At 68.0% G+C, this 13,789-nt stretch carries 13 protein-coding genes and 1 tRNA gene; 7 read left to right on the top strand and 7 right to left on the bottom strand.

From position 1 onward, the window contains the following. The first annotated feature begins 29 nt into the window (after positions 1-29). The gene (locus INQ43_RS06035) at positions 30-602 is read left to right on the top strand and encodes an NADPH-dependent FMN reductase (RefSeq protein WP_194035567.1); all 573 of its coding nucleotides are present in this window, start codon (positions 30-32) and stop codon (positions 600-602) included. Positions 603-620: 18 nt separating this feature from the next. Beyond that, on the top strand, positions 621-1,520 hold the full coding sequence (locus INQ43_RS06030) for a pirin family protein (protein ID WP_194037434.1): 900 nt from the start codon (positions 621-623) through the stop codon (positions 1,518-1,520). Between the two features lie 115 nt (positions 1,521-1,635). On the opposite strand, the gene INQ43_RS06025 is transcribed toward INQ43_RS06030, so the two are convergent. The 6 genes from INQ43_RS06025 to pssA all read right to left on the bottom strand — a co-directional run bounded on the left by INQ43_RS06025 (position 1,636) and on the right by pssA (position 5,616). Further along, positions 1,636-1,722: transfer RNA gene (locus INQ43_RS06025), tRNA-Leu, on the bottom strand. 52 nt (positions 1,723-1,774) lie between these two features. After that, a complete protein-coding gene (locus INQ43_RS06020; RefSeq protein WP_228062639.1) occupies positions 1,775-2,185 on the bottom strand; it encodes a hypothetical protein in 411 nt (136 codons plus the stop codon). 35 nt (positions 2,186-2,220) lie between these two features. Further along, positions 2,221-2,424, bottom strand: a complete 204-nt coding sequence (locus INQ43_RS06015; protein ID WP_194035565.1) for a PspC domain-containing protein — start codon at positions 2,422-2,424, stop codon at positions 2,221-2,223. A gap of 17 nt (positions 2,425-2,441) precedes the next feature. Further along, the gene (locus tag INQ43_RS06010; RefSeq protein WP_194037433.1) at positions 2,442-3,548 is read right to left on the bottom strand and encodes a class III poly(R)-hydroxyalkanoic acid synthase subunit PhaC; all 1,107 of its coding nucleotides are present in this window, start codon (positions 3,546-3,548) and stop codon (positions 2,442-2,444) included. A gap of 1 nt (position 3,549) precedes the next feature. After that, the gene (gene phaE, locus INQ43_RS06005) at positions 3,550-4,926 is read right to left on the bottom strand and encodes a class III poly(R)-hydroxyalkanoic acid synthase subunit PhaE (RefSeq protein ID WP_194037432.1); all 1,377 of its coding nucleotides are present in this window, start codon (positions 4,924-4,926) and stop codon (positions 3,550-3,552) included. Positions 4,927-4,995: 69 nt separating this feature from the next. After that, positions 4,996-5,616: a CDP-diacylglycerol--serine O-phosphatidyltransferase gene (gene pssA / locus INQ43_RS06000; RefSeq protein ID WP_194037431.1), complete on the bottom strand. Its 621-nt coding sequence runs from the start codon at positions 5,614-5,616 to the stop codon at positions 4,996-4,998. Between the two features lie 160 nt (positions 5,617-5,776). Here pssA and dinB point away from each other — a divergent pair, with 160 nt between their 5' ends. The 5 genes from dinB to INQ43_RS05975 are packed head-to-tail and all read left to right on the top strand — an operon-like array spanning position 5,777 to position 12,930. Continuing rightward, positions 5,777-6,871 (top strand): DNA polymerase IV, encoded by a 1,095-nt coding sequence (gene dinB / locus INQ43_RS05995; RefSeq protein ID WP_194037430.1) that lies wholly within the window; start codon positions 5,777-5,779, stop codon positions 6,869-6,871. 49 nt (positions 6,872-6,920) lie between these two features. After that, positions 6,921-7,556: a transcriptional repressor LexA gene (gene lexA / locus INQ43_RS05990; RefSeq protein ID WP_194037429.1), complete on the top strand. Its 636-nt coding sequence runs from the start codon at positions 6,921-6,923 to the stop codon at positions 7,554-7,556. Then, a complete protein-coding gene (gene imuA / locus INQ43_RS05985; protein WP_194037428.1) occupies positions 7,556-8,263 on the top strand; it encodes a translesion DNA synthesis-associated protein ImuA in 708 nt (235 codons plus the stop codon). The genes lexA and imuA overlap by 1 nt, the downstream gene beginning before the upstream one ends. A gap of 9 nt (positions 8,264-8,272) precedes the next feature. Further along, positions 8,273-9,718, top strand: a complete 1,446-nt coding sequence (locus tag INQ43_RS05980; protein WP_194037427.1) for a DNA polymerase Y family protein — start codon at positions 8,273-8,275, stop codon at positions 9,716-9,718. Positions 9,719-9,723: 5 nt separating this feature from the next. Beyond that, on the top strand, positions 9,724-12,930 hold the full coding sequence (locus INQ43_RS05975) for an error-prone DNA polymerase (protein WP_228062638.1): 3,207 nt from the start codon (positions 9,724-9,726) through the stop codon (positions 12,928-12,930). 50 nt (positions 12,931-12,980) lie between these two features. Here INQ43_RS05975 and INQ43_RS05970 read toward each other — a convergent pair whose 3' ends face one another. Further along, a complete protein-coding gene (locus INQ43_RS05970; protein WP_194037588.1) occupies positions 12,981-13,778 on the bottom strand; it encodes a tRNA threonylcarbamoyladenosine dehydratase in 798 nt (265 codons plus the stop codon). Between the last annotated feature and the right edge of the window lie 11 nt (positions 13,779-13,789).

The raw sequence follows: 13,789 nt of genomic DNA, 5'->3' as shown, positions 1-13,789 counted from the left end.
CCCTCCCGTCGGGCACAAGGAGCTGAGCGATGAAGACGTACAAAGTTGGGTACCTGATTGGCAGCATGGCCACCGAATCGATCAACCGGAAGCTGGCCAATGCGATGTTCAAGCTGGCACCGGAAGCGTTGCAGTTCGAGGAGATCTCCTACCGCGACCTGCCGATCTACAGCTACGACTACGACCCGGACTACCCGGAGGTCGGGCGCAAATTCAAGAAGGACATCGAGAGCTGCGACGCGGTGCTGATCGTGACGCCGGAGTACAACCGCTCCGTTCCGGGCGGGCTGAAGAACGCGTTCGACTGGGCCAGCCGCCCCTGGGGAACCAACTCGTTTGCCGGGATTCCGTCCGCCGTGGTCGGTGCATCGATCGGCGCGATCGGGACCGCGGTCTGCCAGCAGCATCTGCGCAGCATCCTGGGCTTCCTCGACTCCCCGCAGATGAATTCACCCGAGGCCTACATCCACTTCAAGGACGGGATGATCAACGACGCCGGCGAGATCGCGAACGAGTCCACCGCGGAGTTTCTCGGCAACTACCTCAAGTCCTTCCACGAGCACATCGAGCACATGCTGAGCAAGGTGCCGGCGGACAGCTGAGTCAGAAGGAATACCTGCGTGATCGAACTTGTCATCCAGCAGCGCACCCGTGACCTCGGCAGTTTCGAGGTCGGACGCGTGCTTCCGTTCGCGCAGCGCCGCATGGTGGGCCCGTACATCTTCTTTGACCGCATGGGCCCCAAGGACATGGCGCCCGGCCTGCCCCGCGAGGCGGATGTGCGCCCGCATCCGCACATCGGTCTGTCCACCCTGACCTATCTGTTCGATGGCGAGATCATGCATCGCGACAGTGTCGGATCGGAGCAGGCGGTAGGACCCGGCGAGATCAACCTGATGACATCGGGCAGCGGAATCACGCACTCTGAGCGCTTTGAACGCCTGCGCCGGGAAGGCGGGCTGCTGGACGGCATCCAGGCCTGGGTCGCGCTGCCCGACGAGCGTGAGGAAATGGACCCCGGGTTCTGGCACTACACCAGCGCGGCGCTGCCGGTGTTTGACGCCGAGGGCGTGGTCGGCCGTCTGATTGCGGGGAGCCTGTCGGGCGTGGTCTCGCCGGTGCGGACCGAGTCCCCCCAGTTCTATGTCCACTGGGACATGCGGGGCGGCGCCCGGGTCTCGCTGCCGGCGGAATACCCGGAGCGTGCGGTCTACGTGGCACGAGGCGCAGTGGATCTGGACGGTCAGCGCATCGAACAAGGGTTCATGGCCGTCCTCGCTCCCGGCAAGGCGGCAACCATCACCGCCGACGGCGACGCGGTGGTGATGGCGTTGGGCGGCGATCCGGTCGGGCCGCGCTACATCGACTGGAACTTCGTGTCCTCCTCGAAGGAGCGCATCGACCAGGCGCGCGAGGACTGGTCCGCGGGACGCATGAAACTGCCGGACCTGGACAACGAGGAATTCATCCCGTTGCCGCCGAAGATCGGCGAGCTGCGTGAACCCGAACCGATGTCCTGATCCGGCAGCGGTGCCGGGAACGGACGCAGCTCCCTGCCAACCACCGACAGCCCGAGGCGTTACTACAGGGCCAAAACGAAGGGCCTGCGATAGTTCGCAGGCCCTTTTTTTTATCTGGTGCCGAAGGGGGGACTCGAACCCCCACAATGTCTCCATCGGCGGATTTTGAATCCGCTGCGTCTACCGATTCCGCCACTTCGGCGCGGACCGGGAGTATAGCGGAGCGCGCGCGTCGTGCTCCAGCTTTTTTGCCCTTACCAAGGCCACCAGCCGCGGCCGCTCAGGGCATAGCGGTCAGCCGCGCGCTCGAAGCGGTTGCGCGCACTGACGCCGCCGCACAGCAGGTACAGGGGCAGGAACAGCGGCCCCAGGAGCATGTACTGGAAGACGTGGGCGCGCTCGTGATCGGCCAGGCAGACCGGGGTCTCGATGCCCCACCCCGCCCTGTGCGCATAGGTGAGGCACGAGGCGTCCAGATCATCGCCGGTGTGGATGATGACGTTACCCAGCGTAAGCGCCCCGCCGGGGCCCCAACGCCAGCGATGGAACACCAGCGCCAGATCCGCAGCACGCCAATGCACGCGCGCGCCGAAGGGCAGCCCGGCAATGCCCAACACGAGCCCCAGGAGCGTGTTGGGCGATGTCCACGCGATTCCGGCAAGCACCGCCAGCCTCGCCCCTAGCGCCCGCGGGCGGCTTGTCAGGGACCTTCCTCCGGCATGAGCAGCCACAGGATCAGGTAGACGATGATGCCGGGGAACGCAGCCGACGCGATTGAGAAGATCACGTACAGAACTCGCAACAGGTTGGAGTTCCAGCCAAAGCGCCTGGCGATGCCGCCCATGACGCCGGCCAGCATTCGATCGGTGCGCGAGCGGGTAAAAGGGCCGGATGCGGATTTCATTGGGAAACCTCCTTAGGTCAGCTAGAGCGCTGGGCGAGCCACTCGTGCACGGCCTGCGGCACCTCGCGCTGCGCACGGCTGGAGACGTAGATGCCGATATGGCCTCCGCGGAAGGAGAGTTCGCTGTAGTCCTCCGTGCCCACCAGGCCACCCAGCGCCTGGGATGAGGACGGCGGCACGAGATGGTCGTGCTGGGCGAACACGTTCAACACAGGCATGTCGACCCGCGACAGGTCCACGCTGCGGTCGCCGATGCGGATGCTGCCCTTGATGAAGCCATTGGCCTGATAGAACTGCTTGGTGAACTGGCGAAATGCCTCTCCGGCCTGGTCGGGCGAGTCGAAGATCCAGTTCTCCATGCGCAGGAAGTCCTCCAGCGCCTCCTTGTTATCCATGATGTCGATCAGGCCCACGTACTTCTGCACGAAAAGCCGCCACGGCTTCAACGTGAGGTAGGTGAAATTCATCATGTCGGCCGGGATGTTGCCCAGCGTGTCGACCATCAGGTCCACGTCGACTTCGCGGATCCAGTTCGACAGGATGTTGTCTTCGGTGTGGAAGTCCACTGGAGTGACCATGGTGACGAGGTTCTTGATCTTGGCCGGGTTCAGCGCCGCGAAGCACAGGGAGAAGGCACCACCCTGGCAGATGCCCAGCAGGTTGATGGCGTCCAGGTGGTGGGCCGCGCGGATGTGGTCGATCGCGCCGCCCAAATAGCGCTGGATGTAGTCCTCAAGCTCGAGGTAACGATCGGAGCGATCGGGGTAGCCCCAGTCCAGGATGTAGACGTCCTCGCCGCGGGCGAGCAGCCCACGCACGATCGACTTGTCTGCCTGCAGGTCCACCATGTACGGCCGGTTGACCAGCGCGTAGGCAATCAGCAGGGGCACCTTGGCGGTAGGTGCACGGCCGTCTTCCAGTTGCGCGCCACGGTAGCGGTACAGGGTGACCTTGCCGTCACTCCAGACCTCCTCTTTCGGCGTCGCGCCGTAGCTGATGTCTCCCACCTGGTGGAGGGTCTTCAGCCCCGCGCGCATCTTCTCCTGCACGCCGCCCGCTTCCCGCGCCAGCGCATCGGCGCTGAAGTCGAAGGGGCCGACGGAGAATGGTGAGGAAGTGTCCATGTCAGCTGGCCTTTGTGATGGTTTTCTTTACTGCCGCGCGAGGCGCGCTGGCAGCGGCCTTTTTCGCGGTTGTTTTGCCACCAGCGGCCTTTCTGGCAGCGGTTGCCTTGGCCGTTTTCTTTGCTCCGGATTTCGCGGGCTGCTTCGCGGCGACCGACTTGGCCGCTTTCCTGGGCGGCTTGCCCGTCGCCCGCTTGGCGGCTTTTTTGGCCGCGGTGTCACCAACGTCGCGGTGCTTGCTCGCGGGCTTGCTGGCACCGGCGGGTTGCGTGGCCGGTTGCGTCGCCGGTTTCTGTGCCGGCGCATCAGGCGCCGCATTTGGCTCAGGCGCCGCGCGCGCGGAAACGCCCGCGTTTGTGGCACGCGAGTCGCCCGATCCGACAGCCTCGATCTGTGCACGCAGCCGGCGAAGCTCGCGCTCCAGCTGGGTGATCTTGCGGTGTGCGGCATCCACTTCAGTCCGCGACGGCATGCCCATCGAATCGCCCAGGTGCTCGATTTCCTTCTGCACCGCCGCGCGCAAGGTCATCTGCGCGTTGCCCAACGCGCCGTAGGCGTCGCGGAACCGGGGCGAGATGGCGATGTCGGCATACGCATCTTCGGCCGCATCGATCCACAGGTCGAACAGCGCGCCCATGGACTCGAGCCTGTTGCCTGGCTGGCTGCACTCGTCGAGTTTCTTCTCGAAGCGCTTGAAGGCATCCTGCAGCGCTTCGCTCATCAGCGCCTGGTAGCCCTTGTTGTGGCGCTGGTACGCCTGCTGCGCCTGGATGAGCTCCTTCCAGCGCTGCTCATGCTCGCGGTTGAGGCCGAACGTCGGGGTTTCCAGCCAGGCGTTGCTGCCCTCGCGCAGCTTCTCCAGCCACGGTGACACCTGCGCCATCCACTGCTCGAAACCCTGCTGGCCCTGCCCCTGCATGCCCTTGAGCGCATCGGCGAAGGGGTTGGCCGCGTGGCCACCGAACATCTCCTTCCATGCCTGGCTGACATCGCGCGCGCTGGCTTCCTGGCCGGCAAAGCGCGCAGCCAGTTCCTGGATCTGTGCGTACCAGCCCTGGGCCTGGGTATTGAAGCGCTGCACGGTCGCGTCGGCCTGCGGCCTCCCGCCGCTGGCCAGTTGGGACCACCAGTTCACCGCCTCGTTCCAGCCGGGCAGGCCCGGGGTCGCGGTCGGGCCGTTGCCACCGGGGAAACCCATGCCCGGGAAACCAGCAGTGCCGACGAAGCCCGACGCCGGCGCACCCTGGCCGCCTGCGCGCAGCATCTCGCCCCACTGGCTCCAGTACTGACGGGCCAGTTCGCCCAGTTCCCCGGCGTCGGCGACGTTGCCGAAACCACCGGGAGGAAACCCGCCCGAACCAAATCCCTGATTGCTCATTGAACCTCTCCCAAGCTGGCGTTGATCATAGCAACGCCGTCGTTGCGTACCCGTGCACCACGCGCTTCATCAGGGTTTGGGAATCCGCACCGTTTTGCTGACCATCAGCGCGCCGGACAGCGCGAACATCAGTACCAGCGGATGGAATTGCCACGGACCGATCTTCAGCACGCCCAGCCACAGCTGCGATCCGATCGCGCCCTGCGCCGCGGCGATCCACAGCACGATCACCAGCACCAGACTGGTCGGGATCGGCGTGCCTTCGAAGTACTTGACCTTGCCCTCGTCGCCGGACAACTGCTCGGCGGTCACGTTGTAGCGAGCCAGTCGGCTCACCCCGCAACCCACGAAGAAGCTCAGGATCACCCAGTCCCAGCCGCCCTGCATGCCGCACGCATAGGCAAGCGCCGCCGGCGCCACGCCGAAGGAGATCACGTCGGCCAGCGAGTCCAATTCGCGGCCCAGGGTGGAGGCGGATTTGCGCCAGCGCGCGACCCGGCCGTCCAGCGCATCGAAGATGAAGGCCAGAGGGATCAGCGCCATGCCGATCATCAGGTCGAACACCACGCCCTCCTGCAGGAAGCGCATTGCTGCGAAGATCGCCCCGGTGCCGCAGAACGCGTTGCCAAGGGTGAACCAGTCCGCAAGCTGGAATTCGCGGAGCATCGAGAAATGACGGGGTTGCTGCATGGGTGGCTCCGGAGCGGTTGGCGGCTATTGCGCAAACCAGGATCCCCAGCGTGCCAAAGAGCGCGTGACGACGGCAACCGGGGCGGCAACTTGTCGCACAATGGATGCGGTCGGCGGCCTGCCCGGCCGTTGTTCCTTTCCAAAGACGCCGCTTTCCCCGATGCCCACCCCGCTTCGCAAGATCCTCCACGTCGACATGGACGCCTTCTATGCCTCCGTCGAGCAGCGTGACGACCCGTCACTGCGCGGCAAGCCGGTGGTGGTGGCGTGGCGCGGTGCGCGCTCGGTCGTCGTGGCGGCGAGTTACGAAGCTCGTGTGTTCGGCGTGCGCTCGGCGATGCCGGCGATGCGGGCCGAGCGCCTGTGTCCGGATGCGATCTTCATTCCGCCGGACTTCACGCGCTACAAGGAGGCCTCGCGATTGGTGCGCGAGATCTTCCTGCGCCACACCGACCTGGTGGAGCCGCTGTCCTTGGACGAGGCGTACCTGGATGTCACCGAGAACCGCAGCGGCCTCCCTTCTGCCACCGCTACTGCCGAGGCGATTCGCGCCGCAATCAGGGCAGAAACCGGGCTGACGGCCTCGGCCGGCGTCGCGGGCAACAAGTTCCTGGCCAAGATCGCCTCGGACTGGAACAAGCCCGACGGCACCTTCGTGATCCGGCCCCGCCACGTGCAGGCGTTCCTCACTCCCCTGCCGGTCGGCCGCCTCCCCGGCGTGGGCAAGGTGATGCAGGGCAAGTTGGCCGAGCTGGGCATCGCTACCGTAGGCCAGTTGCGCGAGGTCGCCGGCGAGGAGCTGGAGATGCGCTTCGGTCGCTGGGGCCGCCGCCTGCATCAGCTGTCGCGGGGCATCGACCACAGCCCGGTGCGCTCGGAACGGTTGAGTGTGCAGATTTCCTCCGAAGACACCTTCGAGCGCGACCTTCCACTGGCGGAACTGGAGCCGCACATCCGGCGTCTGGCAGAGAAGACCTGGGACGGCTGCCAGCGCCAGCGGCAGCGCCATCCCGATCGCACGCCACGCACGGTGGTGCTGAAGCTCAAGACCGCTGATTTCCGCATCCTGACCCGCAGCCTGACGCCGCCCACGCGGCCGGCCACGCTGGACGCCTTGGCCGATATCGCCTGCGACCTGCGCGACCGCGTCACCTTGCCCGGGGACACGCTGTATCGGCTGGCGGGAGTCGGGCTTTCGGGGTTCATCGAGGAGGATGCGGGCAGCGTGCAGACGGAATTGTTCGACCTCGCCTGAGCCGCGGCGTATCTCAATGCGTGAGACAGACAGGTACTATTATTAGTACATGGACCTCTCCGACACCCAGCACCGCCTGCTCGCCTATCTGCGCGAGCACATCGCCCGTCACGGCTACCCCCCGTCGCAGATGGAGATCGCCCGCGCCTTCGGTTTCCGCCAGAACCGCTCGGCGCGGCACCACCTGGAAGTGCTCGCGCAGGCGGGCCTGATCGAACTGGCCACCGGGCGTGCGCGCGGTATCCGGCTCACCGGCCCGGACACTGCCGGCACACCGGGTGATGGCCTGCTGCAGGTGCCTTTGCTGGGTCGGGTCGCGGCCGGCCAGCCAATCGGCTCGGACCCGGAGGTGCGGCGCGAACTCACCCTGGACCCGTCCCTGTTCCGCCTGCGTCCGGACTACCTGCTGGAGGTCGAGGGCGACTCGATGATCCTGGACGCCATCCTGCCCGGCGATCTGATTGGCGTGCATCGCACGCCGCAGGCCCGCCACGGCCAGACGGTGGTGGCCCGGATCGAAGGCGAGCTGACGGTGAAGCGACTGGACACCGGTGGTGCGGAAGGCAATGGCGGCCATCTGCGCCTGCTGCCGCGAAACCCGGCCTACGCCCCGATCGAGATCGACGCCCGCATCGTCGACTTCGCCATCGAAGGGCTGTTTGCCGGACTGGTGAGGCCGGGCTGATGGCGGTGGTCAGCTCCCTGGAATCCCTGCTGGAGTCGCGCCAGGTCTGGCGTGGCCGGCCCGCCCCGCGCGCGCCATCCAGCCAGCCGACCGGTTTTCCCGAGCTGGACGATGCCCTGCCCGAGGGCGGCTGGCCGGAAACAGGCCTGACCGAGTTGCTGTTGCCGGCCGACGGCGTGGGCGAACTGCGCCTGCTGTGGCCGACCCTGGCCCGGTTGTCGCAGGCCGACGGCATGATCGCGCTGATCGCGCCGCCGTACCTGCCCTATGCGCCGGCCTGGATGAATGCCGGCATCCGCCTGCAGCGTTTGCAGATCGTCCGCGCCGATCCGCGTGACGCGCTGTGGGCCACCGAGCAGTGCCTGCGTTCGGCGGCCTGCTCGGCGGTGCTGTGCTGGCCCCGTCAGGTGGACGACCGCGCCCTGCGCCGCCTGCAGGTGGCCGCCGAGGCCGGGCAGTGCCTGGGGTTTGCGCTGCGACCGATGAAGGCGGCAGCCAATCCCTCGCCGGCGGCACTGCGGATCGCCGTCGACGCCGACCCAGCCCGGTTGCGGGTACTCAAGTGCCGGGGCGGCAACCCGCCCCCGCAGGCGATCCCGTTTGCCGCGGACGGCAGCCGGCCGCCTTCCCGGCAGGGCGGCGTGGTCCGGGCCTTCCCACCCTCACGCGTGCACAAGTTGCATGCGCTGCCGGCGCGGACCCATTGAGACCCGCCCATGCTCTGGGCCTGCATCCTCCTGCCGCAACTGGCGCTCGACGGCGTCCTGCGCCGCCACCCTGACCCCGCCGCCCCACTGGCGCTGGTGACCGGGCCGGCGCAGCGCCGCGTGCTGCGCGCCGTCAACGCCTCCGCCAAAGCCGCCGGGCTGCGGGCCGGGCAATCCCTGGGCGCGGCGCAGGCCCTGTGCAGCCGCTTCACCGCCATCGCCCACGATCCGGCCGATGACGTGCGCTGGCACAGCTTCCTGGCCGCGTGGGCCTACCGCTACAGCTCGCTGGTCAGCCACGAGATGCCCTCGGCCCTGCTGCTGGAGGTCGAGGCCAGCTTCAAGCTGTTCGGTCCCTGGCCGCGGTTCGAGGCGCAGCTGCGCGAGGACCTGAAGGCGCTGGGATTCCGCCACCGCGTCACTCTGGCACCCAACCCGTATGCCGCCCGCGCGTTGGCCAACCAGCATGACGGGCTGGCCATCCTGACCGATGGCCCCTTGCACAACGCGCTTGCCCAGTTGCCGGTGGAGCGCAGCGGCCTGCCCGCCGAGGTGGCCAGCAGCCTGCGCCGGATGGGGCTGCGCAAGCTGGGCCAGGTCGTCGCGCTGCCGCGCGTGGCGCTGGGCCGGCGAGTGGGCAAGGACGCCCTCGCCCACCTGGACCGCCTCACCGGCGCGCTGCCCACCCCGTTGCGTTATTACCAGCCGCCCGACAGCTTCAGCTCGCGGATCGACCTCAACTACGACGTCGAGTCCAGCCAGGCGCTGCTGTTTCCGCTGCGCCGCCTGACCGCCGATCTGGCCGCCTACCTGGCCGGACGCGACGGCGGCGTGGAACGTTTCACCCTGGTGCTGGAGCACGAGCGCTGCGCCGATACCGAGGTGGTGGTCGGCCTGCTGGCGCCCGAGCGAGACCCGGCGATGCTGTTCGAACTGGCCCGGGGCCGGCTGGAGCAGGCGCGGGTTCCCGCCCCGGTGCGCGGCGTGCAGCTGCTGGCCCGTGAACTGCCCCCGTTCGTGCCGGCCGGACGCGACCTGTTCGATGCGCGCCCGCAACAGGCGGTGCCGTGGGAGCAACTGCGCGAGCGCCTGCGGGCCCGGCTCGGCGATGAATCCGTGCAGGGTCTGGGCGTGCGCGCCGACCATCGCCCCGAACGGGCGTGGCAGGCCGAGCACTCGCGGGTCGCTGCCCCCGCCGACCTGCCCCGTCCGGGCTGGCTGCTGCCGCATCCGATGCCGCTGCGCGATCACCAGCTGCGCATCCTCGCCGGACCCGAACGCATCGAGACCGGGTGGTGGGACGGCGACCTGCGCCGTGATTACTACCTGCTGCAGACCAGCCAGGGTCAACGCGCCTGGGCCTACCGCGCCGCCGGCGATCCCCCGCGCCTTACCGGTCACCACCCCGCCAGCAGCGCGGCGGACGGCTTCATGCTGCACGGCTGGTTCTCATGAAACCGGTGAGCACGCCCCTGCCCGCCTACGCCGAGCTGCACTGCCTGTCCGCCTTCAGCTTCCAGCGCGGCGCATCCACCGCAGCCGAGCTGTTCGAGCGCGCCCGGCAACAGGGCTACAGCGCCCTGGCGATCACCGACGAGGGTTCGCTGGCCGGCATCGTGCGCGCGCTGGAGGCATCCGAAAAATCCGGCGTGCCGCTGATCGTCGGCAGCGAGATCCAGCTGGAGGACGGACCCAAACTGGTCCTGCTGGTGGAGAACCTGGCCGGCTATTCGCGCCTGTGCCAATGCCTGACCCGCGCCCGTCGGCGTGCCCCCAAGGGCGAGTACCGGATGCTGCGCGAGGACTTCGCCTCCCACGCCTTACCAAGTGACAGCGATCCGGGTACCGACGGCCTGCTCGCGCTCTGGCTGCCACGGGTCGACACCCGCGATGACGCCCTCGACAGCGACCATGCCCGCTGGCTGCACGCCACCTTCCCGGACCGCGTCTGGCTGGCGGTGGAGCTGCATCGCGGCCCGGACGACGACGCCCGCCTGGCCCGCCTGCGCAATCTGGGCGAGCGCCTCGGTCTGTCACTGGTCGCCACCGGCGACGTGCACATGCACGTGCGCGGCCGGCGCGCCCTGCAGGACACCCTGACCGCGGTCCGCCACCACACCACCCTGGCCGATGCCGGGCACCGCCTGTTCCCCAACGGCGAGCGCCACCTTCGCAGCCGCCGCGCGCTGGCGGCGATCTACCCTGAGGACCTGCTCGCCGAGAGCGTCCGCATCGCCGAACGCTGCCGTTTCAGCCTGCGCGAACTGCGCTACGAATACCCCCACGAACTGGTGCCGGTCGGCCACACCGCCGCCTCGTGGCTGCGGCAACTGGTCGAGGAAGGCGCGGCGTGGCGCTGGCCCGGCGGCGTCCAGCCCAAGGCGCGCGCGCTGATCGAGCACGAGCTGGAACTGGTCCACTACAAGCGCTACGAGTCCTACTTCCTCACCGTGCACGACATCGTGCGCTACGCCCGCTCCTGCAACATCCTCTGCCAGGGCCGCGGCTCGGCCGCCAACTCGGTCATCTGCTACGTGCTGGGCGTCACCGAGATCGATCCGGTGCTGATGGACCTGCTGTTTGAGCGCTTCATCTCCCGCGAGCGTGACGAGCCACCCGACATCGACATCGACTTCGAGCACGAGCGCCGCGAGGAAGTCCTCCAGTACGTCTTCAAGCGCTACGGCCGCGAGCGCGCCGCGCTGACCGCCATAGCGACCCAATACCGGGGACGTGGCGCAGTACGCGACGTCGGTCGCGCACTGGGTCTGCCGCAGGACCTGCTGGGCGAGCTGGCCTCCACGCTGGACCGCTGGAGCGGCCAGGCGCCGCTCGACGAGCACCTGCGCGAGCGCGGCTTCGACCCCGAATCCCCGGTGATGCGCCAGCTGGTGGCGCTGACGGAGCAGCTGATCGGCATGCCCCGCCACCTCTCCCAACACCCGGGCGGCTTCGTGATCTCCGAGCATCCGCTGCACACCCTGGTGCCGGTGGAAAACGCGGCGATGGACGACCGCACCGTGATCCAGTGGGACAAGGACGACCTGGACGCGATGGGCCTGCTGAAAGTCGACTGCCTCGCGCTGGGCATGCTGACCGCCGTCCGCAAGACCCTGGACCTGCTGCGCGCCAGCGGTCGCCGCGACATCACCGTCGCCGATATCCCCGTCAATGACCGCGACACCTTCGAGATGATCAGCCGCGCCGATACCGTGGGCGTGTTCCAGATCGAGTCGCGCGCGCAGATGGCGATGCTGCCGCAGCTGCGCCCGCGCGAGTTCTACGACCTGGTGATCCAGGTGGCGATCGTCCGTCCCGGTCCGATCCAGGGCGACATGGTCCATCCCTACCTGCGCCGTCGCCGCGGCGAGGAGGCGATCACCTACCCCTCGCCCCAGCTGGAGACCGTGCTCAAGCGCACCCTGGGCGTGCCGCTGTTCCAGGAGCAGGTGATGAAGATCGCCATGGTCGCCGCCGACTTCAGCGCCGACGAGGCCGACCGGCTGCGCCGCTCGATGGCCGCCTGGAAGCGTCGCGGCGGGCTGGAGCCGTACCGCGAGCGGCTGATGGCCGGCATGCTGCGCAACGGCTACAGCGTCGAATACGCCGAGCGCCTGTTCGAGCAGATCAAGGGCTTCGGCAGCTACGGCTTTCCCGAGTCGCACGCGGCCAGCTTTGCCCTGATCGCCTACACCAGCAGCTGGCTGAAATGCCATGAGCCGGCCGCCTTCGCCTGCGCGCTGATCAATTCCTGGCCGATGGGCTTCTACTCGCCCGACCAGTTGCTGCAGGACGCACGCCGCCGCGGCATCCGCACTTTGCCGGTGGACGTGCGCTACAGCGACTGGGACTGCAGCCTGGAAGCGAATGCAAATGCGAATGCGAATGCCGCGCCCGCGCTACGCGGCTCCACGTCGATGCAACGGCGCTCCGCCCGATCCGGCGAATCCCCCCAACCCGCCATCCGCCTCGGCCTGCGCATGGTGCGCGGCTTCAGCATGGAGGCCGCCCGGCGCATTGAACAGGCACGCGCGCAATCGCCCTTCCACGATGTCGCTGACCTGTGCGCCCGGGCGGCACTGGATCGCCGCGGCCAATCCCTGCTGGCCGATGCCGGGGCGCTGCGTGGACTGGCCGGACACCGCCACCGCGCGCGCTGGGCGATCACCGGTATCGAACCCCAACTGCCCCTGTTCGCCGACCCGGCCACCAGCCGCGAGCCCGAACGCATCGTGCTGCCCCTGCCCTCGCCCGATGAGGACATGCGCGCGGACTACGCCATGACCGGCACCACCCTGGGCCGCCACCCGCTGGCGATGCTGCGCCGGATCCTGGATGCGCGGCGCTGGCGACGCTCGGGCGAGATCGCCAAGCTTCCACACGGACGCCACGTCCGCGCGGCCGGACTGGTGACTCTGCGCCAGCGTCCGCAGACCGCCAGCGGCGTGGTCTTCCTCACCCTGGAGGACGAGGACGGCATGACCAACGTGGTGGTCTGGAACGAATTGGCCGTGCGCCAGCGACGTGAACTGCTGGAATCGCAATTGCTGGCAGTGGAAGGCCGGCTGGAATCACGCGGCGGCGTGCAGCACCTGATCGCCAAGCGACTGGAAAACCTGACCCCATTGCTGGGAACGCTGGACACCCGCTCGCGCGACTTCCACTGACCCGTGAAACATCACAGGCCCATCCAGCGCCACACCAACAAGCGTCCTCGCTAGGCCGCAGCCCGCCCCTTCAAGAGTAACTCCAGCGCCTTGCCCACCATTGCGAACGCAAACGCCCCGGTGACGTGCGTCGCCGCACCCAGACCCGCGCCGCAATCAAGTTTCAGCGACGCCTCGCCCGCCACTCTCGGACGCACACCGCAGACCGTGCCATCGACCTGCGGGTACTTCACGTTTTCCAGCGAGTACACCGCCGGCACGCTGAAGTAGCGCTGCGGGCTGCGCGGAAAATTGAATTCGGCGCGCAGCTTCTTGCGGATCAGCGCCAGCATCGCGTCATGCTCGGTACGCGACAGGTCACGTACGCGGATCTGGGTCGGATCCAACCGCCCGCCGGCCGAACCGCAGACCACCAGCGGCAGCTTCCGGCGCCGGCACCAGGCAATCAGTTCCACCTTGCTGCGGAAGCTGTCGCAGGCGTCCAATACGAGGTCGAAATCACGGTCCAGCAACTCGCCCACGTTCGCGGCGGTCAGGAAGCTCTCGACCGCCTCCACCTCGATCAACGGGTTGATGCTCCGGCAGCGCTCCGCCATGGCCACCACCTTGGGCCGCCCAAACTGGCCCTCGTGCGCCGGCAGCTGCCGGTTGGAGTTGGACACGCAGATGTCATCGGCATCGATCAACACCAGCCGGCCGACGCCGCTGCGCACCAGCGCCTCGACGACCCAGGAGCCCACGCCTCCCATGCCGACGACAGCCACGCGCGACTGGCTGAAACGGGCAAGCGCGCCGGTGCCGTACAGCCGATCAATACCGCCGAATCGCTCCAGCAGGACGGGGTCCAGGGGGTGGTTTT

It is taken from the genome of Lysobacter sp. H23M47 (assembly GCF_015209765.1).
Taxonomy (GTDB): Bacteria; Pseudomonadota; Gammaproteobacteria; order Xanthomonadales; family Xanthomonadaceae; genus Novilysobacter; species Novilysobacter avium.
This window is presented reverse-complemented; position numbering and strand designations above follow the sequence as displayed.

Bases quoted from the DNA above. Each gene is read 5' to 3' on its own strand.
- INQ43_RS06035 (WP_194035567.1), top strand. From the start codon at position 30: ATGAAGACGTACAAAGTTGGGTACCTGATTGGCAGCATGGCCACCGAA.
- INQ43_RS06015 (WP_194035565.1), bottom strand. From the start codon at position 2,424: ATGAAATCCGCATCCGGCCCTTTTACCCGCTCGCGCACCGATCGAATG.
- INQ43_RS06010 (WP_194037433.1), bottom strand. From the start codon at position 3,548: ATGGACACTTCCTCACCATTCTCCGTCGGCCCCTTCGACTTCAGCGCC.
- phaE (WP_194037432.1), bottom strand. From the start codon at position 4,926: ATGAGCAATCAGGGATTTGGTTCGGGCGGGTTTCCTCCCGGTGGTTTC.
- pssA (WP_194037431.1), bottom strand. From the start codon at position 5,616: ATGCAGCAACCCCGTCATTTCTCGATGCTCCGCGAATTCCAGCTTGCG.
- dinB (WP_194037430.1), top strand. From the start codon at position 5,777: ATGCCCACCCCGCTTCGCAAGATCCTCCACGTCGACATGGACGCCTTC.
- lexA (WP_194037429.1), top strand. From the start codon at position 6,921: ATGGACCTCTCCGACACCCAGCACCGCCTGCTCGCCTATCTGCGCGAG.
- imuA (WP_194037428.1), top strand. From the start codon at position 7,556: ATGGCGGTGGTCAGCTCCCTGGAATCCCTGCTGGAGTCGCGCCAGGTC.
- INQ43_RS05980 (WP_194037427.1), top strand. From the start codon at position 8,273: ATGCTCTGGGCCTGCATCCTCCTGCCGCAACTGGCGCTCGACGGCGTC.